Annotated in this window: 18 protein-coding genes; 9 read left to right on the plus strand and 9 right to left on the minus strand. The window is 61.3% G+C overall.

The window, feature by feature from the left end; all coding sequences use genetic code 11:
* Positions 1-99: 99 nt before the first annotated feature.
* Positions 100-1,083 (plus strand): YheT family hydrolase, encoded by a 984-nt coding sequence (locus tag BUB62_RS09565; protein WP_073109223.1) that lies wholly within the window; start codon positions 100-102, stop codon positions 1,081-1,083.
* Positions 1,084-1,256: 173 nt separating this feature from the next.
* On the opposite strand, the gene rsmG is transcribed toward BUB62_RS09565, so the two are convergent.
* The 3 genes from rsmG to BUB62_RS09580 all read right to left on the minus strand — a co-directional run bounded on the left by rsmG (position 1,257) and on the right by BUB62_RS09580 (position 3,975).
* Positions 1,257-1,871, minus strand: coding sequence for a 16S rRNA (guanine(527)-N(7))-methyltransferase RsmG (gene rsmG, locus BUB62_RS09570; RefSeq protein ID WP_073109226.1), 615 nt, complete (start codon positions 1,869-1,871; stop codon positions 1,257-1,259).
* 332 nt (positions 1,872-2,203) lie between these two features.
* Positions 2,204-2,827: an RNA polymerase sigma factor gene (locus BUB62_RS09575; protein ID WP_073109228.1), complete on the minus strand. Its 624-nt coding sequence runs from the start codon at positions 2,825-2,827 to the stop codon at positions 2,204-2,206.
* A complete protein-coding gene (locus tag BUB62_RS09580) occupies positions 2,818-3,975 on the minus strand; it encodes a glycosyltransferase (RefSeq protein WP_159437431.1) in 1,158 nt (385 codons plus the stop codon). Before BUB62_RS09580 ends, BUB62_RS09575 begins: the two co-directional genes overlap by 10 nt.
* Before the next feature lie 146 nt (positions 3,976-4,121).
* Here BUB62_RS09580 and tgt point away from each other — a divergent pair, with 146 nt between their 5' ends.
* From tgt to BUB62_RS09595, 3 genes are all read left to right on the plus strand, one after another.
* Positions 4,122-5,252 (plus strand): tRNA guanosine(34) transglycosylase Tgt, encoded by a 1,131-nt coding sequence (gene tgt, locus BUB62_RS09585; protein WP_073109233.1) that lies wholly within the window; start codon positions 4,122-4,124, stop codon positions 5,250-5,252.
* A 180-nt stretch (positions 5,253-5,432) separates the two neighbouring features.
* The gene (locus BUB62_RS09590) at positions 5,433-6,509 is read left to right on the plus strand and encodes an LptF/LptG family permease (RefSeq protein WP_073109235.1); all 1,077 of its coding nucleotides are present in this window, start codon (positions 5,433-5,435) and stop codon (positions 6,507-6,509) included.
* Positions 6,510-6,640: 131 nt separating this feature from the next.
* A complete protein-coding gene (locus BUB62_RS09595) occupies positions 6,641-7,555 on the plus strand; it encodes a DMT family transporter (protein WP_073109238.1) in 915 nt (304 codons plus the stop codon).
* A gap of 9 nt (positions 7,556-7,564) precedes the next feature.
* Here the strand turns inward: BUB62_RS09595 and ispE are convergent, their stop codons facing one another.
* A complete protein-coding gene (gene ispE / locus BUB62_RS09600; RefSeq protein ID WP_073109240.1) occupies positions 7,565-8,377 on the minus strand; it encodes a 4-(cytidine 5'-diphospho)-2-C-methyl-D-erythritol kinase in 813 nt (270 codons plus the stop codon).
* A 144-nt stretch (positions 8,378-8,521) separates the two neighbouring features.
* Here ispE and BUB62_RS09605 point away from each other — a divergent pair, with 144 nt between their 5' ends.
* From BUB62_RS09605 to BUB62_RS09625, 5 genes are all read left to right on the plus strand, one after another.
* Complete coding sequence (locus tag BUB62_RS09605; RefSeq protein ID WP_073109243.1) at positions 8,522-9,178, plus strand: sugar transferase; 657 nt, start codon at positions 8,522-8,524, stop codon at positions 9,176-9,178.
* Entirely contained in the window at positions 9,175-9,885 is a 711-nt protein-coding gene (locus BUB62_RS09610; RefSeq protein WP_073109245.1) for a NeuD/PglB/VioB family sugar acetyltransferase, read from the plus strand. The genes BUB62_RS09605 and BUB62_RS09610 overlap by 4 nt, the downstream gene beginning before the upstream one ends.
* An 83-nt stretch (positions 9,886-9,968) precedes the next feature.
* Positions 9,969-11,117, plus strand: coding sequence for a DegT/DnrJ/EryC1/StrS family aminotransferase (locus BUB62_RS09615; RefSeq protein WP_073109247.1), 1,149 nt, complete (start codon positions 9,969-9,971; stop codon positions 11,115-11,117).
* 248 nt (positions 11,118-11,365) lie between these two features.
* Positions 11,366-12,508, plus strand: coding sequence for a helix-turn-helix domain-containing protein (locus tag BUB62_RS09620; RefSeq protein WP_073109249.1), 1,143 nt, complete (start codon positions 11,366-11,368; stop codon positions 12,506-12,508).
* A 27-nt stretch (positions 12,509-12,535) separates the two neighbouring features.
* Positions 12,536-14,374, plus strand: a complete 1,839-nt coding sequence (locus BUB62_RS09625; RefSeq protein ID WP_073109251.1) for a serine hydrolase domain-containing protein — start codon at positions 12,536-12,538, stop codon at positions 14,372-14,374.
* Positions 14,375-14,384: 10 nt separating this feature from the next.
* On the opposite strand, the gene BUB62_RS09630 is transcribed toward BUB62_RS09625, so the two are convergent.
* The 5 genes from BUB62_RS09630 to atpD all read right to left on the minus strand — a co-directional run bounded on the left by BUB62_RS09630 (position 14,385) and on the right by atpD (position 19,758).
* A complete protein-coding gene (locus tag BUB62_RS09630) occupies positions 14,385-15,026 on the minus strand; it encodes a ThuA domain-containing protein (protein WP_234988664.1) in 642 nt (213 codons plus the stop codon).
* 140 nt (positions 15,027-15,166) lie between these two features.
* Complete coding sequence (locus BUB62_RS09635; RefSeq protein ID WP_073109254.1) at positions 15,167-16,453, minus strand: T9SS C-terminal target domain-containing protein; 1,287 nt, start codon at positions 16,451-16,453, stop codon at positions 15,167-15,169.
* Between the two features lie 157 nt (positions 16,454-16,610).
* Positions 16,611-17,732, minus strand: coding sequence for a trans-sulfuration enzyme family protein (locus BUB62_RS09640; RefSeq protein WP_073109256.1), 1,122 nt, complete (start codon positions 17,730-17,732; stop codon positions 16,611-16,613).
* Between the two features lie 167 nt (positions 17,733-17,899).
* Positions 17,900-18,145: an ATP synthase F1 subunit epsilon gene (gene atpC / locus BUB62_RS09645; RefSeq protein ID WP_073109259.1), complete on the minus strand. Its 246-nt coding sequence runs from the start codon at positions 18,143-18,145 to the stop codon at positions 17,900-17,902.
* 107 nt (positions 18,146-18,252) lie between these two features.
* Positions 18,253-19,758, minus strand: a complete 1,506-nt coding sequence (gene atpD, locus BUB62_RS09650; RefSeq protein ID WP_073109261.1) for a F0F1 ATP synthase subunit beta — start codon at positions 19,756-19,758, stop codon at positions 18,253-18,255.
* Between the last annotated feature and the right edge of the window lie 149 nt (positions 19,759-19,907).

The following is a 19,907-nucleotide window of genomic DNA, read 5'->3' on the forward strand; positions in this document are numbered from 1 at the left end:
TACCGGAAACTTGCCGCTGAAAAATGAGGTTGCCAAACAATAGTATGCAAGCCGAGAGTATGGTATATTCAGCATGATTTCGCGCTTGTTCTTTCAGCCATGCCACTCGTAGCTAAATCCGCTTATCAGCCGCCGTTCTATATGTTCAACGGCCATGTGCAAACCATTGTGCCCAGCCTGTGGCGCTCCGTGCCCGACGTGCAATACCAGCGCGAGCGGGTCGAAACCGAGGATGGCGACTTTCTCGACCTCGACTGGTCGCGCCTGCCGCATACCAAATCCGATACGCTGGCTATCGTGTCGCACGGGCTGGAGGGTGATGCCGGCCGGCCCTACGTGCGCGGCATGGTGCGGGCCCTGAACAAGGTCGGCTTCGATGCGCTAGCCTGGAACTACCGCAGCTGCAGCGGCGAAATGAACCGCTTGCTTCGCTCCTACCACCTCGGTGACACCGACGACCTCGACTTTGTGGTGCGCCACGCGCTGGGCACCGGCCCCTACCAGCACGTATACCTCACCGGCTTCAGCGCGGGTGGCAACGTGACGCTGAAGTACCTGGGCGAAAACCCCGACCGCGTGCCGAAGCAGGTAGAGCGGGCCGCTGTGTTTTCGGTGCCAACGGATCTGAAATCCAGCTCCCACCAGATTTCCCGGCCCGAAAACCGCATCTATCTGTACCGTTTTTTGAAGTCGCTGCGGGCGAAGATGCGGCAGAAGGCCGAGCTGCTGCCCGGCCAGGTAGATGTGCTGGACCTGGACGAGCTGAGCGACTTTCCGCAGTTCGACGACCGTTTCACCGCGCCCATGCACGGCTTCAAATCGGCTGATGATTACTACGAACATGCCAGTTCGGGGCGGTACCTGGCCAACATCCGCATCCCGACGTTGCTGGTAAATGCCGAAAACGACCCGTTTTTGCCGCCCTCCTGCTTCCCGCGGGATCTGGCGGCGCAAAGCAGCTTCGTGTTTCTGGAAACCCCACCCGAAGGCGGCCACGTCGGCTTCGCCGAGGGCACACCCGATGGCGAATACTATTCCGAGCGCCGCGCCGTAGAGTTTCTGACGGCGGAAGTGCCGGCGTAAAACTTGTCATTGCGAGCAGGGACGACGAAGCAATCCGTCCTGGACAATGAGCTAAGCCTTGATTAAACAGAAAGCCCTGACGTATGCTTGCGTCAGGGCTTCCTAGGTCAACAGAGCTTTCTACATTTCAGAGGACGGATTGCTTCGCTTTGCTCGCAATGACAGGGTTATTTTTAGTGCGTGACAGGGACGAACACTACTTTCTTAGTTTCGAAAAACTCCTCTTCGAAGTAGTCGCTCAAATCGAAAATCGTGGCTTTCAGACCCGATTCCTCGATTTCTTCGGTCAGGTCGCCGCCTTTCAGGTAGTAGAGGCCGCCGGTGGCTTGGGGCTTGTAGCGGTGCGCAATCCAGGTGTGGAAGGTGGCCAGGCGGGCCACGGCGCGGCTCACGATGTAGTCGTATTTGGTGCGCAGCTGCTCGGCCCGGATCTGCTCGGCCGTCACGTTGTGCAGGCCCAGCGCGGCGGCCATTTCCTGCACGGCATGAATCTTTTTGCCGATGCTGTCGACGAGGTGAAACTTCACTTCCGGAAACAGAATGGCCAGTGGCAGGCCGGGCAGGCCGCCGCCCGTGCCCACATCGAGCACCGCGGTGCCGGGCGCAAACTGCACCACTTTGGCAATGCCCAGCGAGTGCAGAAAGTGACGCTCGGTCAGGTTGTCTACATCGGTGCGGGCCACCAGGTTCAGGCGCTCATTCCAGCCGCGAAACTCGGTTTCGAGGCGCTGAAAGTGGCGCTGCTGCTGGTCGGTGAGGTCGGGGAAGTAGCGGGCGAGAATATCCATTGGGGCAAAGATAGTAGGCCGCGGCTGGCGAAAGCGCGACTGGCGGAAGTCTTAAATGGAGCGCAGCGCAATGGACTTCCAGCCGCCCGCACGAGGTCAGTCTCCAGACTGACGACTGTTGAACGAGCGGTTTTGCAGCTGTTTCGCACACGGCTCGCCCTGCTCCGGCTCCGCAAGTCTGGAGACTTGCCTCGTGCGGGCGGCTGCAAGTCACGCCTGCGGCTTCAGACTTGCGCCAGCCGGCCAGCCGGTGGCCGGCGAACACAAAAAAAAGCCCCGACTCGCGTCGGGGCTTTTTCATCAGCAAATCAAACAATCAGCAAATCAGCACATTAAATAATGTGCTTCTTGTTTTTCACCATGTCATAGAGCAACTCGCGGGCGCGGTGCAGCTGGGCTTTCACGGTGCCGAGGGGGGCTTTCAGCTCGGTGGCAATTTCCTCGTAGCTCAGCTCATCGAAGTAGCGCAGCGTGACCAGGCGCTGGTATTTATCCGGCAGCCGCGACACGACGTGCTGCATGATTTCGATCTTCTGGTTTTTGATGGCCGTCTCCTGCGGGTTCAGATTATGGTCACGGAAATCGATGGTGATTTCGTCGCCGTTGTCAATCTTGATGGCCGAGTCGATAGACATCGTCTTGATTTTATTCTTGCGAATAAAATCAATGCAATTGTTGGTGGCAATGCGGAACAGCCAGGTGCTGAAGGCATATTCCGGGTTGAACTTGTGCAGGTTCCGAAACGCTTTGGCGAAGGCCTCAATGGTCAGATCTTCTGCATCATCCTGGTTGCGAACCATCTTGAGCACCACATGATACACCGGCTTTTTGTAGATGTGCATCAGCTCGGCGTAGGCCTTCTCGTCGTTGTGCTCTACAGCAGCCCGAATCAGCTTAAAATCGTGCTTGGCCTTGGCCGAAAACTGTTTCTGAATTTCCTGATTGTTTACTTCCATCGGAGGTTGCGGTGAAGGAACAGCGAAATTCCCAAAGCGAGATAGTAAAAAAAATAAACAACGTCGAGCACGGGTAACCAAACTACCGGCAGCTGGTCATCGAGCCGACGGCCGAGCGTTGCGTAAGTGGCACAAAGTATTACCGTTCGCACGCCCCACAAAACGGCCAAAGATACCCAATCGGGTTGGGAAAACAGCAGAACCGCAGCCGTAGTGAAATAAAAAAGCAGATTAGCACCAACAAAGGTTCCAATCCGCAGCCGGTCGGCCAGGCGGTAGCTTTTGCCAGCCGACAGATGCCGACGTTTCTGCCGCCACCACGCGCTCCACGTCGGGGCGGCTTCGCTGAGAGTGTGGGCGGCGGGCTCGGCCCGCACCGCCACGCGCTGCCCGTGGCGCACGGCATCCTGCACAAACAAGTCATCGTCGCCGCCGAGGCTGCGGATGTGCGAGGCGAAGCCTTTGGTGGCCAGAAAGCAGGCCTGCGTGTAGGCCAGGTTGCGGCCCACGCCCATGTAGGGCCGGCCGCGCCACGCGAACGACAAATACTGCATGGCGGTCAGCAAGGTTTCAAACCGGATGAGCTTATTCAGAAAGCCCGGTTCGGGGGCGTAGGCCGAGTAGCCCAGCACCAGCGCGGCGGGTGCGGCAAAGCCCTGCTGCATCTGGCTGATCCAGTGCGCGGTGGCCGGAATGCAGTCGGCATCGGTGAAGAGCAGGCGCGGGTAGCGGGCGGTTTTGATGCCGAGCGTGAGGGCGTATTTTTTGGGCGAAAGTCCGTCGGGCGTGCGGTCGACGGAGACGAGGCGCACGTTGGGATAATATTGGGTGAGCTGCTGCACGTAGAGGTAGGTGTCGTCGCCGGAGCGGTCGTCGATGAGGATGACCTCGAAGCCGGGCGCGTACTGCTGCTGAAGCAGCAGCGGCAGCAGGCGGCGCAGGTTGGGCAGCTCGTTGTGGGCGCACACCAGCACCGATACGGGCTGGGCATCGGCGGCCTCCGGGTCGGCATCCGGCTCCTGGGGGCGGCGGGCGAAGGGCAGAAAGTAGTAGCCCGCATAGAACAGCTGCACCAGCACGCACGCTGCAAGCAGCCACAGAAGGGGAGAAAACAGAAACGGCAACACGCGCGGGGAAGGATTGGGCAAGCAAAAGTAGGCATTCGGGATGGGGCGAGTACCTTTGTTCTGAGGAGCCAGGAGCTAGGAGCTAGAAGTTAGGAGGCAATGCGCACAGGCAGCCGCTTTTCTTCCACCTCCTGGCTCCTAGCTTCCAGCTCCTAGCTTCTTCCCGCATGACCTTCGACCTCGTCGCTCACGATCCGCAAACCAAAGCCCGCGCCGGCGTAGTGCATACCGCGCACGGGGCCATCGAGACGCCTATTTTCATGCCCGTGGGCACGGCCGGCACCGTGAAAGCTGTGCAGCAGCGCGACCTGACCCACGACGTGCAGGCCCAGATTATTCTTGGCAACACGTACCACCTCTACCTGCGCCCCGGCCTGGACGTGCTGCGTGCCGCCGGTGGCCTGCACAAGTTCAATGGCTGGGACCGGCCCATCCTCACCGATTCGGGCGGGTATCAGGTGTATTCGCTCAGCGGCACGCGCAAAATCAAGGAGGAAGGCGTGAAGTTTCGCTCCCACATCGATGGCTCGTCGCACCTGTTTTCGCCCGAGGGCGTGATGGATATTCAGCGCACCATCGGGGCCGACATCATCATGGCGTTTGACGAGTGTACGCCCTGGCCCTGCGAGTACGACTACGCCAGCCGCTCTTTGGACATGACGCACCGCTGGCTGAAGCGCTGCATTCAGCGCTTCGACAGCACCGAGGGCCACTACGGCTACGCGCAAACGCTGTTTCCGATTGTGCAGGGCAGTACGTTCAAGGATCTGCGGGTGAAGTCGGCGGAGTTTGTGGCCGAGCAGGGGCGCGAGGGCAACGCCATTGGGGGCCTGAGCGTGGGCGAGCCGGCCGAGCAGATGTATGAGATGACCGAGTTGGTGTGCGACATCCTGCCCAAAGACAAGCCCCGCTACCTGATGGGCGTGGGCACGCCAGCCAATATTCTGGAAAATATTGCGTTGGGCGTGGATATGTTCGACTGCGTGATGCCGACCCGCAACGCCCGCAACGGGATGCTGTTTACCACGCAGGGCATCATCAACATCACCAACAAGAAATGGCAACTGGATTTCGAGCCGATTGACGCCACGCTGGGCGGCTACGTCAGCACGTTCTACTCGCGCTCCTACGTGCGGCACCTGTTCCAGAGCCAGGAAATGCTGGGCCCGCAGATTGCCTCCATTCACAACCTGTCGTTTTACCTCTGGCTGGTGAAGCAGGCCCGCGAGCAAATCGTAGCCGGCACGTTCCGGGAGTGGAAGGAAAAGATGGTGAAGCAGGTGATGACGAGGCTGTAAGTAGCCTTGTCATTGCGAGGAGGAACGACGAAGCAATCCGTCCTGAGCAATGAACTGCGCCTTGATTAAGCAAAAAGCCCTGATGTATGCGCCAAGCCAGAGCTTTATAGGTTAACAGGGCTTTCTACATTTGAGAGGACGGATTGCTTCGTCGTTCCTCCTCGCAATGACACATTATTCATGAAGCTGCTCGATAAATACATTATCCAGAAATTCCTCACCTCGTTTTTCTTCGTGGTGGTGGTGCTGGTGGCCGTTATCTGCGTGATTGACTTCACGGAGAAAAACGACGACTTCATTCAGCACAACCTGTCGGCGGGCCAGATTATTTCGGAGTATTACATCAATCTGTTTCCGTACTACGCCAATCTGCTTTCGCCGATTACGGTGTTTATCTCCGTGGTTTTCGTGACGGCCCGGCTGGCGGCGCGCACCGAAATCGTGGCCATTCTGGCCAGTGGCGTGAGCTTTAAGCGGCTGCTGCTGCCCTACTGGATGGGCGCGGCCGTGATTAGCGTCGTCACGTTCGGCCTTACGGGCTGGGGCATTCCGCAGGCCAACAAAACGCGGGTGGCTTTTGAGAAGAAGTACATTAAAAACCCGTTTCGCTACGATGCCCGCAACATTCACATCAAGATCGGGCCGAAGAGCTACGTGTACATGGAGAGCTACGACAACAGTAGCAACACCGGCTACAAGTTTGCGCTGGAAACCATTGAAGGCACCAAGCTCCGGCGCCGCCTGACGGCCGATGTCATAAGCTGGGACTCTACGCGCCGGGCCTGGCACCTCACGCCCCAGCTGGTGCGCACCTTCAAAGGCCCGCAGGAAACCCTGCAAACCGTGCCCGCCCGCGACACCACGCTGAATCTGTTTCCGAAGGACTTTGCCAGCACCTACCGCCTCTCCGAAACCCTCACGCTGCCCGAGCTGAACCGCTACATCAAGCAGAAAATAGAGCGCGGGGCCGACGACACGCAGATTTATCTGAGCGAAAAATATGAGCGCTACGCCTATCCGTACGCCATTTTTATTCTGACCACCATCGGCGTGGTGCTGAGCGCGCGCAAGTCGCGGGCCGGCGTGGGCGGGCAGATTGCGCTGGGCTTCGTGCTAGCTTTCATCTTCATCATCTTCGTGATTCTGAGCCGCAACCTGGCCCAGGTCGGCGACATGTCGCCGATGCTGGCCGCCTGGGTGCCCAGCATCGTGTTCACCTTCATCGGCGCGGCGCTGTATCGTTTCGTGCCTCAATAATGGTGAGTTGGTGACTTAGTGATTTAGTGAGTTTGATGTTCGGGTTGTGTGTTTGGCGCAAGTGGCACATTACGCGCAAACCGAACATCAAACTCACTAAATCACTAAGTCGCTAAATCACCAACTGCCCCATGCTCAAAGACTATCTGCGCCTGCACTTTATTGTTCTGCTCTGGGGCTTCACGGCCATTCTGGGGAAGCTGATTTCGGTGCCGCCGGTGGAGCTGGTGTTTTGGCGCACGCTGCTGGCCTCCGTGGGGCTAGCTTTGCTGCTCACGCTGCGCAATCAGGGCTGGCGCGTGCCGGCGGCCGATGCGCTGCGCCTGCTGGGCGTGGGGGCGTTGGTGGCCGCACACTGGATTACATTCTTTCTGGCGGCGCGGCTTTCCTCCGTCAGCGTGTGTTTGGCGGGCATGGCCACGCTGGCTTTGTGGACCTCCCTGCTGGAGCCCCTGCTGCTGTGGCGGCGGGTGCGGGCCTACGAGGTTTTTCTGGGCCTGCTCACGATGGTAGGGCTGTATCTGGTATCGAGGGCGGAGCTGGACCAGCTGGCGGGGCTGCTGGTGGCCATTCTGTCGGCGGGGCTGTCGGCGTTGTTTAGCGTGCTGAACTCGCAGCTGGTGAAGCGCCACGCGCCCTTACGGCTTTCGATGTACGAAATGGCCGGCGCCTGCCTCAGCATCGCGCTGTTTTTCCCGGTGTATAGCCGCTACTTCACCAACGGCCAGGGCCTGCACCTCGCCCTGCACAGCTACGACTGGCTGTGGCTGAGCGTGCTGGCGGGCGTGTGCACGGTGTATGCGTTTTCCTCGTCGGTGGAGCTGATGAAGCGCCTGTCGGCTTTCGTGGTGAACCTGACCATCAACCTAGAGCCCGTCTACGGCATCGTGCTGGCCGTTTTGATTTTCGGGAGCGAGGAGAAAATGTCACTGGGCTTCTACCTGGGCACGGTCGTGATTCTGTTCAGCGTGCTCATTCACCCCGTGCTCGACCAATGGATGCAGCGCCGCCGCCGCAAGCCCGAGCCGGCCGAGGCGGTGGTATAGCGCCAGCGGCTACAGCAGACCGTCCCACACCAGATACTTCCCGTCCAGCGGCATAGTGGGCGGCAATTCCCGGCCCGGAAACAGCCCGTACACCGCCGAGCCCGAGCCCGACAGGCTCGCATAGGCCGCGCCCGCCGCGTACAGCGCTTGCTTCAGCTCCGCCAGTACCGAATACACCGAGCTCAAGGCCTCTTCAAAGTCATTACTCACGGTTTCGCGCCAGGTTTCCATAGGCTGGGCCAGGCTCTGGCGCAGGTTGTGGCGGGGCGGGCGGGGCACCACGCGGGCGTAGGCTTCGGCGGTGCCGATGTGCAGGCCGGGGTAGATGACTTTGCAGGCCGTGCCGGTCAGGTTCAAATCAATGGGCTGGAAAACGTCACCTTTTTCGTGGGCCAGTACGGGCTTATTCTTAATAAAAAACGCGCAGTCGGAGCCCAGGCGGCGGGCGTAATTTTCTAGCGTTTCCATGGCAAGTTGCAGGTCAAAAAGCTCATTCAGCGCCCGCAGGGCGAAGGCCGCATCGGCGGAGCCGCCGCCCAGTCCGGCCCCGATGGGCACCACTTTGTGCAGGTGCATGTGAATAGGCGGCAGGTTGAAATCAGCTTTCAGCAGCTCGTAGGCCCGCCAGCAGAGGTTGGTGGCCGGGTCGCCGGGAATGGGGATGCCGGTAAGGGTAAGCTGGTTTTCGGCGGCGGGCAGCATTTCCAGCGCATCGCACCAGGGCAGCGGCACAAACACCGATTCGAGGTTGCGGAACCCATCGGGGCGCTGGCCCGTGACGTAAAGACCCAGGTTGAGTTTGGCGTTTGGAAAGACGAGCATAGACGGCAGCTGGCGAAAAACAATCGGGCCGCCCACCCGCCAAAAGCAGCGCCGCGGCCGACCGAAGCCGCAAGCTACGGCGTTGACCACATAAAAAGGATATTTTTGACGCTGGCCACCATCTGCTGGCCCGGTCTGTAGCGTATGTCGAACTCCCACCCCGCCCACTGGTATGCCGCCTGGGGCAAGCGCCTGCTGGATGTGCTGCTGGCCCTGCCGCTGGCCGTGCTCACGCTGCCGCTGCTGCTGCTGGCAGCCGGGGCGCTGGCCGTGCAAAACCGGGGCGCGGTGCTGTTTCGGCAGCTCCGGCCCGGCCACCACGGCGCACTTTTTCCGCTCTACAAGCTCCAGACCATGACCAATGCCCGCGATGCCCACGGCCAGCTGCTCCCCGACGCGGACCGGCTCACGCGCCTGGGCCGCTGGCTGCGGGCCACCTCTGTGGACGAGCTGCCCCAGCTCTGGAACGTGCTGCGCGGCGATATCAGCCTAGTGGGGCCGCGGCCGCTGCTGCCCCAATACTTGCCACTCTACTCGCCCGAGCAGGCTCGCCGCCACTTGGTGAAGCCCGGCATCACGGGCTGGGCGCAGGTGAACGGGCGCAACGCCATTTCCTGGGAGCAGAAATTTATATACGACGTATGGTACGTCGACAACCTGTCGTTGGCCCTGGATCTGCGGATTCTGGGGCGCACGGTGCGGCGCGTGCTCAGTGCGCGGGGCATCAGTGCGCCCGGCCAGGCCACCACCGAAGCCTTCCGCGGCTCTTCCCCTTTTTCCTCCCCGAATACGCCTATATGACCCAGCTTTTCTTTTCGGACTACCATGACGAAGACGACACGCCACTCCAGCCATTAGTGATTGTAGGGGCCGGCGGCCTGGGCCGCGAGGTGCGGGTACTGGTGCAGCAGCTCAACGACCACCAGCCCACCTGGAACCTGCTGGGCTGCTACGACGACCAGCGCCCTGCCCCCGACGCGCCCCCGAGCCTGCTCTACTTGGGCACCGTAGCCGACCTGAACGCCACCACCGAGCGCCTGTACGTGGTGGTGGCCGTGGGCAGCAGCCGCGCCCGCGCCGCCGTGGTGGGCCGCCTCACTTCGCCGCATCTGGCCTTTCCCACCCTCATTCACCCCACGGTGGCGCACGCACCCTACCAGCACCTGCACTTCGGGGCCGGCTGCATCATCGCGCAGGGCTGCATTCTCACCACCGATATTCGCCTGGGTCGCCACGTATTGCTGAACCTGGGCTGCACCATCGGCCACGATGCCGTGCTGGAAGATTTCTGCTCTCTGATGCCCCACGCCAACGTGGGCGGCGAGGCCCACCTGGAACCGGCCGTGTACCTGGGCACCAATGCCACCGTTATCAACCGGGTGCGCGTGGGGGCCGGCGCCATTGTGGGGGCCGGGGCCGTGGCCGTGCGCGACCTGCCTGCCGGCTGCACTGCCGTGGGTGTGCCGGCCAGAGCAATTAAAAATGAAGAATTAAAAATGAAGAATTAAAATTCCTGGTCGCTATGTGAATGGCCCCGTGCCACCCTGCCTTCATTTTTAATTCTCAATTCTCAATTTTTAATTATTCCCCAATGCGTAGCCAGGATTACGACCGTCTTTACCTCTCGCCGCCTCACTTGGGGCGGCACGAGTTGAACTATGTGCACAAGGCCGTGGAGGACAACTGGGTGGCGCCGGCCGGGCCCAATCTGGCGGGTTTCGAGGCCGATATCTGCGCGGCGACGGCGGCGGCGCACTGCGTGGCGCTGTCGTCGGGCACGGCCGCCATTCACCTGGGGCTGATTCTGCTGGGCGTGGGACCCGGCGACGAGGTGCTGTGCCCGTCGTTCACCTTCGTGGCCACAGCCAACCCCATTCTCTACCTGGGAGCCACGCCGGTTTTCGTAGATAGCGAGGCCGACACCTGGAATATGTGCCCCGAGCGCCTGCGCGAGGCCATTGAGGACCGAATCACCCAGGGCCGCAAGCCTAAGGCGCTGCTGCTGGTGCATCTGTATGGAATGCCGGCCCGGCTGGACGAAATCCTGGCCATTGCCACGGAATATGGCCTACTAGTGCTCGAAGACGCGGCCGAGGCGCTGGGCTCCCGCTTTCAGCAGCAGCCGCTGGGGAGCTTCGGCAAAGTGGGCGTATTTTCCTTCAACGGCAACAAGATTCTGACCACCAGCGGCGGCGGGGCCCTCGTCACCAACGACGCCGAGCTGGCCCAGCGCACCCGCTTTCTGGCCACCCAGGCCAAGGACGACGCGCCCCACTACCAGCACTCGCAAGTGGGCTACAACTACCGTCTGAGCAACATACTAGCCGGCATCGGCCGGGGGCAGATGGAGCTGCTGGAGGAGCGGGTGAAGCGCCGCCGCGAGATTTTTGCCTGGTATCGGGAGCACCTGGCCGGGCTGCCCGGCCTGCGCGTGGCCCTAGCCCACGAGCCCGCCGGCAGCCGCTCGAACCGCTGGCTCACCACCATCCTGCTCGACCCGCAGGAAACCGCCACCACCCCCGAAACCTTGCGCCAGCACCTCGAAACTCGCAACATCGAAAGCCGCCCGCTCTGGAAACCCCTGCACCTGCAGCCCCTGTTTGCCACGGCGCCCATGTACGGCGGCCACGTCTGCGCCGACCTCTTCGCCCGTGGCCTGTGCCTGCCCAGCGGCACCGCCATGACGGAAGCCGACCTGCGCCGCGTGGCCGAGGCCGTACGCGAAGGGTTGCGTGGCTAATCCAAAGTGCACGATAGACGCGTAGCAATGACAGGTTTGTAGAAAATCAGCGAGCACGAAGAACAAAGCCGCGTAGCGGTGACAGAAACCGTTCGGGCGTTTCTGCCGCCGCTACGTGGTTGGGTTACCAGTTAGTTTGGCAACTTTAAAACAAAATAGAGCAGTACTGGCTCACCAGCTGCCAGCCCCAAACAACTTGCCCACCGACTTGTACCTTTAGGTAACCCGGCCGCCGGCCGCTTCCGCCTATGTTCGTCCACGTCGATTTCGCCGTTGTCTTTCAGCTGTTCTGCATTGTGCAGGGCCTCACCACGGCGGCGTATCTGCTGTTGGCCCGGCCCCGCATGGCCGCCGGCAAGTGGCTGGGCCTGCTGCTGCTGGGCCTCACGCTGCAGGTAATCGACTACTTTCTGAGCCGCTCGGGCGTGTATTACCGCAACCGCTGGCTGTACTTCACGCCACTGTTTTTCTCCTGGAGCTTCGGCCCGCTGCTGCTGGCCTACGTGCGGGCCCGCTACGCCCCGCAGCGGGCAGTGGGCTGGCGGCACCTCGTGCCGGGGGCCGGACAGGCGCTGTTTTATGTGCTCGTCTCGCTGCAGTCTTTCGATACGAAAACGTGGTTCTGGCTGGAAGTGCATAAGCCCGTGACGCGCTACCTGGAGCACTACGGGGCAGTGCTCTCGATGCTGGTGTATCTGCGGCTGGCACTGGGCACGCTGGCCGGGGCGGGTTCGCCGGCCCGCAGGCTGCGTCGGTTGCTGCTGGGGCTGGCCGGGTTCTACGGCCTGGTGGCCCTCGACCCGCTGGTGAACTCCTGGTATCTGCCGGCCGGGGCTCCGCGGTTCTATCTGAGTAGCCTGGTGCTGCCGGGGCTGGTGTATGGGCTGGCGCTGCTGGCCTGGCTCCACGACCGCAGCCGCCGGGTGCTGCTGCCGACTCCTGCGCCGGAGCCGGCGCCGGCCGAAGGCCCCCCGGCGCCACCACCGCCGGTGGCTACCGCGCCGGCCTTGCCCCCCGATGCGGCGCAGCTGGCTCGCGTGGTGCAGGCGCTGGAGCAGGAGGAGCTGTTCCGCAATCCGGAGCTGACCCTCGACGCGCTGGCTCAGCACCTGAGTCTCACCCCCAACACTGTGTCGCAGCTGCTGAACGCCGGGCTGGGCCAGTCGTTTCACGACCTGGTGAACGGCTACCGGCTGGCCGAAGTGAAGCGCCGCCTGCTCACCGACGATGCCCGGCGGCTCACGGTACTGGCCCTGGCCCTGGAAGCGGGCTTCAACTCGAAGACCACTTTCAACCGCGTATTCAAGGAAAAGACCGGCGTCACGCCCAAAGAGTACCAAAAGAAGTACCATCCTACCCGTTGGGACGACTCGGTAGCGGCTCCCGGCTAGGTTTGGGGCACACTAACTCTTCAGCCCATGCGCCTGTTCCTTTGCCTTTCGCTGCTGCTGGGCGGCCTCTGCCCCGCCCTCGCCCAACCCTCAACCCCAGTGCCACCCCTGCCCCGCACCGTGGCGGCCCGCATTCAGCAGGTCGAAAACAGCCTGCTGCCCTACGTGCCCGTGCAGGGCCTGGCGGGCTGGAACCTGGCCGAGCGCATGAAATACCACCGCGTGCCCGGCTTGAGCATCGCCGTGATTCATGACTACAAGGTGGAATGGGTGAAAGCCTACGGCTGGGCCGATACCACGGCCCGCACGCCCGTCACGCCGGCCACGCTGTTCTCGGCCGGCTCCATCTCCAAGCTCGTGGCGGCCGGCGCGGCTATGGCGCTGGTGCAGCAGGGCCGGCTCAGCCTGGATGCGCCCATCAACACATATCTGAAATCCTGGAAGCTGGCCGAGAATGACTTTACCCGCACCCGGCCCGTCACGCTGCGGCTGCTGCTGAGCCACCAGGGCGGCACCAGCCAGTCGTCGTACTGGGGGTTTGTGCCGGGCAAGGGGCCGCTGCCCTCCGTGGTCGATATCCTCAGCGGCCAGCCCCGGGCCGAATCCCGCCCGGTAGTGGTAAACCGACTGCCCGGCACCGGCTTCCAGTATTCCGGCGGCGGCTACCTGGTGGCCCAGCTGGCCCTCACCGATGCCACCGGCCAGGACTTCGTGCCCCTCACGGAAAGCCTGCTGTTCCGGCCCCTGAAGATGACCGGGGCCACCTTTGCCCAGCCTCTGCCCCCGGCTCTGCAGCCCCGGGCGGCCTGGGCGTATTCGGCCAATGCTTGGTTCAAAGGCATGCCCTACCTGTATCCGCAGCAGGCCCCGGCCGGCCTCTACGCCACCCCCACCGACGTGGCCCGCTTCCTGATTGAGGTGCAGCAGGCCTACCGCGGCAAGGGCAAAGTGCTGACGCAGACCACGGCGCGCGAGATGCTCACGCCCCAAGCCGAAGTATCCCTCGGCACCTACCGCGAGCAAATGGCCTTGGGCCCGTTTCTGCTGCAGCGGGCCGATAAAACCGATGAGGCCAGCCGCTACTTCGAGCACACCGGCGTGAATGCGGGCTTCCTGGCCTACGCCCTCGGCAGCGTAACGGGCGGCAACGGCGTGGTAATTATGATGAACAACGACGGCGGCGCGGCCGAGCTGGGCAAGGAGTTGCGCCGGGCCGTGGCGAAAGTGTACGGCTGGCCCGACTTTCTGCCCCCAGCCATTCAGCCCGCCGCTACGCCCGCGCCAGCCCTGGCCGCCTACGCCGGCCGCTACCAGCGCGGCCCCGATGAGGTGGTAGAGTTCCGGGTGCAGGGCAGTCATCTGGTCGAATCCATCAACGGCGGCCCCGCAATCCTCACCTACCCCATTGCCCCCGATACCGTCGCCTTCACCGATTTCGCCCTGACCGGCGTGTTTGAGCGAAACGCAGCCGGGCAGACAACTGGCTTCCGGATGCTGGGCGTGGGGCCGGTGCCCGCCATGCCCCGCCTGCGCCCCGAGCAGCTGCTGCCCAACGAGTTGCTGCGCCTGGGCCGCGTGCCCGAAGCCGTGGCCGGCTACCGCGCCATGAAGCTGAATGAGTACCAACTCACCTACATGGCCTACGACCTCTACCCGCGCGGTGCCGCCGGCTGGCCCGCCATCGAGGGCTTGCTGGGCCTGGCGCTGGAGCAGTTTCCGCAGTCGGCCGTAGTGCACGCCCGCTGGGGCGACCTGTACGCGGTGAAGGGCGACACGCCCCGCGCCATCGGGGCCTACCAAACCGCCCTGCGCCTCAATCCCGACGATAAGGATTTGCGGGAGAAGCTGCAGGGGCTAATGAAGTGAGGTAGCCCATTTATTCGCCCATTGCATAGGTGATACCTCCCAGCAGATGACGCAGGAAGAGCGGTTCGCGGAAGCTGTCATCCGTGTGTCCGCCAGCCGTATAAAAAGCTCGGCCGCCCTCATAGGTGTGATACCAGGCAATGGGATGAGTACCGGGGCTGTGAGTACCGCCCGTGTAGGTCGTTTCGTCCAGTGTAGCCAATATGCGCAGGTCGGGAGCCAACCGCTGGAAATTGTACCACTCGTCGGTGCGCACCCAGCGGGCGGGCAGAAAGCTGGTGGAGGCATGCACATTATCAGTCACCTGCACAGTAGCCTGCTGAATGGCCGGGTGCCCGTTGAAATAGGCCCCCACCAAGCCGTTGTACCAGGGCCAGTCGTATTCAGTATCGGTGGCGGCATGCACCCCGACGAAGCCACGACCCAGACGGATATACTGTTCAAAAGCGGACTGCTGAGCAGGATTCAACACTTCCTGCGTGGTGCTGAGAAACACTACCGCCTTGTATTTGCGCAACGTATCAAGTCGGAAGCGCGGCGCGGCATTGGTTGTGTCTACCCGAAAGCCATTGTCCCGGCCCAGTTGCTGAATGGCCCGCAACCCCACTGGTATGGAGGGATGATAGTACCCACCGGTTTTATAAAAGACCAATATAGCCGGGGTTGGTGGCACCGCCGGAGCAGGAACGGGGGCTGGATTTTTTTCAGTGCACCCTACCAGAAGCAGAGCTACACTCAGTAGCAGATATCGGCCGGCTGAAAACATAATTAAAGACAGTTTGAGGGAACGGGCTACGGCACTACAAGCTTGCGCACCGCGTAATATTCCTGTTGCTCTACAAGCACAGTGTATACACCTGATTGCAGTCCTAAAGCCACGGGATGAATAATGGCGCCCCGGCTTTTTGTCAGCATCAGCGTTTGCCGCACGCGCCCCAGCGCATCAGCTATCTGCACTTTGCATGGGCCAGCCAGCGGCGTATCGAGCTGCAGTTGTACCGTTTGCCCAACCACTGGATTGGGCCACAGTTCTAAACGCGCCGGATTATACTGCGCTGCCCGAGTCGCCAGCACCGCACCCGAGCGCCAGGTAGTAGTAATGGCCGGCGACGTGCCGTCATCGCCACCGTTTACCACCAGCCGCCCCGCTACCACGGCCGCTACCGGCGACAGTAGGCCCGTAGGAAGCGGGGTGAGGTCGCGCCAACTGTTGGTGCCAGGATTGTATTCCATCATATGGGCTGACAGTATTGCCCCATTTAGCCGCCCCCCCACTACCACTATACGATTGTTGAGGGTAAAAACGGAATTGGTGATATGCCCTACGGCGCGGGGCATATTCGCCCGCGCCGTCCAGGCATTAGTAGCCGGGTCATACTCAAACAGCGTGCTCTGGTTGCCAAAGGATTCGTCGCCGAGCAGCTGCCCGCCCATAGCGTACAATTTTCCATTGAGGGCCACGCCGCCCAGATGGTTGGTGGCGATGGGCATAGGAGCCCGTAGTATCCAGGTGGGAGCCGCCGCATCAAGATTCAAGGCCCAGTGCTCGGGGGCATCCCGCTGCACTACATCACCAATGCGCACGGCCCCGCCGAAAAAATGCAGCTCACGCCCCAGGCGAACTACCATACCCGCGCCACGAGCCGCGGGCAGAGGTACAAAGGCATTCCAGGTATTGGTAGGAATATGATACCGCCACACATGGTCGGTGATAGGGCCCGGATGCTGGCCTACGTAGCCGCCCGCAAAGTATAGGTTCACCCCATCTTCGGCCGTGCCCGAGTGCGTGATTCCCTCGGGCATATCGGCCATGGGGCTCCAGGAATCGGTAGTCGCCTGGTAAACCTCACAACGTCGCGTCACCTCGTAGTTGCTATTGTAGAAGCCCCCCATCACATAAAGCCTATCGCCGATACCGACGCCCTGGGCCTCACTGCGCCCCAGCGTATTGCGTGCGCCCGATACCCAACTAATGGGTAGCGGGACCTGTGCGCTAGCTGGCTGCGTTATAGTCACGCAACTGAGGCATAAGATCAGTGCGATGCTGCCTCTTATTTTCTTGTACGGTAGCATATTCATGTGAATGCCTGAAAATATTGTCAGAAAAGCAAGATCAGCCTCACTCAGTCACAGGGCTTACGGATTTAAATGAGGTGCGCTGTTTTAGCAGAGAAAAAGCTGCCACACTGATTGACTGGGAAGTACAATAAATCTACTAATAATATTACTAGCTGCGTTAACTCAGCGCCTGCGCCAGATCGGCCAGCAGCTCCTCCACCGGCTCAATGCCCACGCTCAGCCGCACCAGCCCTACCGTGATACCCAGCGCCGCCTGCTGCTCCACCGTGAGCGAGCGGTGCGACGTGCCCAACGGATACGACAGCGACGAATCGACACCCGCCAGGGAGGGCGCAAACGGGAACCGCTGGCTGCGCCGCATGAAGCCGTTCACCACCTCCGCGTCATCCTCCAGCAGAAACGACAGCATACCCCCGAACTGCCCCGCGCCCTGCTCCAGCGCCAGTGCGTGCTGCGGGTGCGTCTCCAGCCCCGGATAATTCACTTGCCGCACCCTGGGGTGGGCCGCCAGAAATTGAGCAACGACCAACGCATTGTAGCTGTGCTCGCGCATCCGAATCCGCAATGTTTTGAGCCCGCGCACAGCCAGCCAGCTCTCCATCGGGCTCAACGTAAGCCCATAAAACACCCCAATCTGCTTAAGCCGGGCCGCCACTTCCGCATCGGCCGCCACTACCACGCCGGCCGTCACGTCGCTGTGGCCGCTGATGTACTTGGTCACGCTGTGCAGCACGATATCGGCGCCTAGCGCTAAGGGACGCGTGATAACGGGCGAGGCAAACGTGTTGTCCACCACCAGCTTCAGGCCGTGGACGTGGCACTCAGCAGCCAGGCGGCGCAGGTCGGCCACGCGCAACAGCGGGTTGCTGATAGTTTCGGCCAGCAGCAGCCGTGTGGTAGGCTGCACAAACTGCGCTAAGTCGTAGAGCTGCTCGAAGGGAACATACGTTACCACAATGCCCATGCGGCTCAGCTCGGCATTCAGCAGCGCCGAGGAGCCGCCGTAGATATCGGCGGCGCACAGGACATGGTCGCCAGCCTGGCAGAGGGCGGCAATGGCGGCGAAGATAGCGGCCATGCCCGAGCCGGTAGCAATGGCGCCCGCGCCGCCTTCCAGCTCATTCACCTTATCGGCCAGCTCATCGGAGTTCGGGTTGCCGTTGCGCGAGTAGAGGTAGCGGCTGCCGGGCTCCCCGAAATACTGCTCCAGCTCATTCAGGTCGTCGAATTTGAAAACCGAAGTCTGGTAGATCGGGGTGATTTTGGGCTTGATAGTCATGGATAGATTTCGCGCAGTGTCTCGGAGTGTAAAACCGCAGGGTAGCGCAGTGTCGGTCAATGGCCCACCGCGAAACCCTGCGATTAGCCACGGCGCTACCCTGCGTGAAAAAGCAAAAAAGCCTTTCCCGGCAAAGGAAAGGCTTTTCCAAAGAAGAAAAAGATGGTTTAGGCCACAACGCCTTCTGCCAGTACAATTACGTTGTTGCGGAGCACTTCCACCACGCCACCGGCAATGTGGAACGCCTCCCGGCCTGCGGCACCCATCACCGTAATATCACCGGCTTTCAGGGCGCTGATGAGCGGCGCGTGGTTGTTGAGCACCTCAAACAGCCCATCGGTGCCGGGAAACTGCGCCGACGTAACCTCGCCCGCAAACACTTGCCGGTCCGGCGTGATGATTTCTAAATGCATGGGTTGATTATTAGATGAGTTGATGTGCTGATGTGCTGATTAATCATCGCCCCAAAGAGCAATTACGAATCAGCACATCAACCAGTCAACACATTAGCACATCAAATTTATTTGGCTTCGGCCATCAGCTTGGCACCTTTGGCTACGGCATCCTCGATGGTGCCGACCAGGTTGAAAGCCGACTCGGGCAGGTGGTCGTAGGTACCGTCGATAATGGCGTTGAAGCCTTTGATGGTGTCCTTGATATCAACCAGTACGCCGGCCAGGCCGGTGAACTGCTCAGCCACGAAGAAGGGCTGCGACAGGAAGCGCTGCACCCGGCGGGCGCGGTTTACAACCTGCTTGTCCTCTTCGCTCAACTCGTCCATACCGAGGATGGCGATGATGTCCTGCAGCTCTTTATAGCGCTGCAGAATCTCCTTCACGCGCTGGGCGGTGTTGTAGTGCTCGGCCCCCAGCACCTCAATGGAGAGAATGCGCGAGGTGGAGTCCAGCGGATCCACGGCGGGGTAGATACCCAGCTCGGCAATCTTCCGCGACAGTACGGTCGTGGCGTCAAGGTGAGCGAAGGTGTTGGCCGGAGCCGGGTCCGTCAAGTCATCGGCAGGCACATATACGGCCTGTACCGACGTGATGGAACCGCGCTTGGTGGAGGTAATCCGCTCCTGCATGGCACCCATCTCGGTGGCCAGCGTGGGCTGGTAACCTACGGCCGACGGCATCCGGCCCAGCAGAGCTGATACTTCTGAACCCGCCTGAGTGAAGCGGAAAATGTTGTCGATGAAGAACAGGATGTCGCGGCCGGCACCGGTGCCGTCGCCGTCGCGGAAGTTCTCCGCAATGGTGAGGCCCGACAGGGCAACGCGGGCGCGGGCTCCCGGAGGCTCGTTCATCTGACCGAACACCAGCGTGGCCTGCGACTTGGCCAGCTCAGTTTCGTCGACTTTCGACAAATCCCAGCCACCAGCTTCCATCGAGTGCTTGAAGTCGGCGCCGTAGCGGATGATGTCCGACTCGATGAATTCGCGCAGCAGGTCGTTGCCCTCGCGGGTACGCTCGCCCACGCCGGCAAACACCGACAGACCTTCGTAAGCCTTGGCGATGTTGTTTACCAGCTCCATGATGAGTACGGTTTTGCCCACCCCGGCACCACCGAACAGACCGATCTTACCACCCTTTACATAGGGAGCGAGCAGGTCGATTACTTTGATACCCGTGTACAGGATTTCCGACGACGTGGCCAGATCCTCGAAGGGTGGCGGCTGACGGTGAATCGACATGGCCCCGGCGCTCTTAGGCTGCGGAATGCCGTCGATGGCGTGGCCGATTACATTGAACAGACGACCTTTTACGCCGTCGCCGGTCGGCATCGAGATGGGCGAGCCCAGGTCGATAACCACGGCGCCGCGGGTCAGGCCCTCGGTCGAGTCCATGGCGATGGTGCGCACACGGTCTTCGCCCAGGTGCTGCTGGCACTCGAGAATGACCACCTGGCCATTGTCTTTGGTTACCTGCAGTGCGTCGAGGATGTTAGGAAGCTTGGTGTTTTCACCAGCGAAGCTCACGTCCACAACGGGACCGATTACCTGGGTGATTTTGCCGTTATTCGCCATTGCGGGTCTTTATAGTAAATGGTGCAACGTTTTCAGGGCGCAAAACTACGGCTTAATCCCCGCTTTGCCAAAGCTCCTTCGGGGGAAAGATTTGCCGACGTTTTCCAACAACCTCGCGGGCTGAAAATCAGCTCTTAAAGCCCGTTTAA

This window comes from Hymenobacter daecheongensis DSM 21074 (assembly GCF_900141805.1).
Taxonomy (GTDB): domain Bacteria; phylum Bacteroidota; class Bacteroidia; order Cytophagales; family Hymenobacteraceae; genus Hymenobacter; species Hymenobacter daecheongensis.

Bases quoted from the DNA above. Each gene is read 5' to 3' on its own strand.
- BUB62_RS09640 (WP_073109256.1), bottom strand. From the start codon at position 17,732: ATGACTATCAAGCCCAAAATCACCCCGATCTACCAGACTTCGGTTTTC.
- ispE (WP_073109240.1), bottom strand. From the start codon at position 8,377: ATGCTCGTCTTTCCAAACGCCAAACTCAACCTGGGTCTTTACGTCACG.
- BUB62_RS09565 (WP_073109223.1), top strand. From the start codon at position 100: ATGCCACTCGTAGCTAAATCCGCTTATCAGCCGCCGTTCTATATGTTC.
- BUB62_RS09590 (WP_073109235.1), top strand. From the start codon at position 5,433: ATGAAGCTGCTCGATAAATACATTATCCAGAAATTCCTCACCTCGTTT.
- atpD (WP_073109261.1), bottom strand. From the start codon at position 19,758: ATGGCGAATAACGGCAAAATCACCCAGGTAATCGGTCCCGTTGTGGAC.
- BUB62_RS09620 (WP_073109249.1), top strand. From the start codon at position 11,366: ATGTTCGTCCACGTCGATTTCGCCGTTGTCTTTCAGCTGTTCTGCATT.
- BUB62_RS09595 (WP_073109238.1), top strand. From the start codon at position 6,641: ATGCTCAAAGACTATCTGCGCCTGCACTTTATTGTTCTGCTCTGGGGC.
- BUB62_RS09605 (WP_073109243.1), top strand. From the start codon at position 8,522: ATGTCGAACTCCCACCCCGCCCACTGGTATGCCGCCTGGGGCAAGCGC.
- atpC (WP_073109259.1), bottom strand. From the start codon at position 18,145: ATGCATTTAGAAATCATCACGCCGGACCGGCAAGTGTTTGCGGGCGAG.
- BUB62_RS09625 (WP_073109251.1), top strand. From the start codon at position 12,536: ATGCGCCTGTTCCTTTGCCTTTCGCTGCTGCTGGGCGGCCTCTGCCCC.
- tgt (WP_073109233.1), top strand. From the start codon at position 4,122: ATGACCTTCGACCTCGTCGCTCACGATCCGCAAACCAAAGCCCGCGCC.
- BUB62_RS09575 (WP_073109228.1), bottom strand. From the start codon at position 2,827: ATGGAAGTAAACAATCAGGAAATTCAGAAACAGTTTTCGGCCAAGGCC.
- BUB62_RS09610 (WP_073109245.1), top strand. From the start codon at position 9,175: ATGACCCAGCTTTTCTTTTCGGACTACCATGACGAAGACGACACGCCA.
- BUB62_RS09635 (WP_073109254.1), bottom strand. From the start codon at position 16,453: ATGAATATGCTACCGTACAAGAAAATAAGAGGCAGCATCGCACTGATC.
- rsmG (WP_073109226.1), bottom strand. From the start codon at position 1,871: ATGGATATTCTCGCCCGCTACTTCCCCGACCTCACCGACCAGCAGCAG.
- BUB62_RS09615 (WP_073109247.1), top strand. From the start codon at position 9,969: ATGCGTAGCCAGGATTACGACCGTCTTTACCTCTCGCCGCCTCACTTG.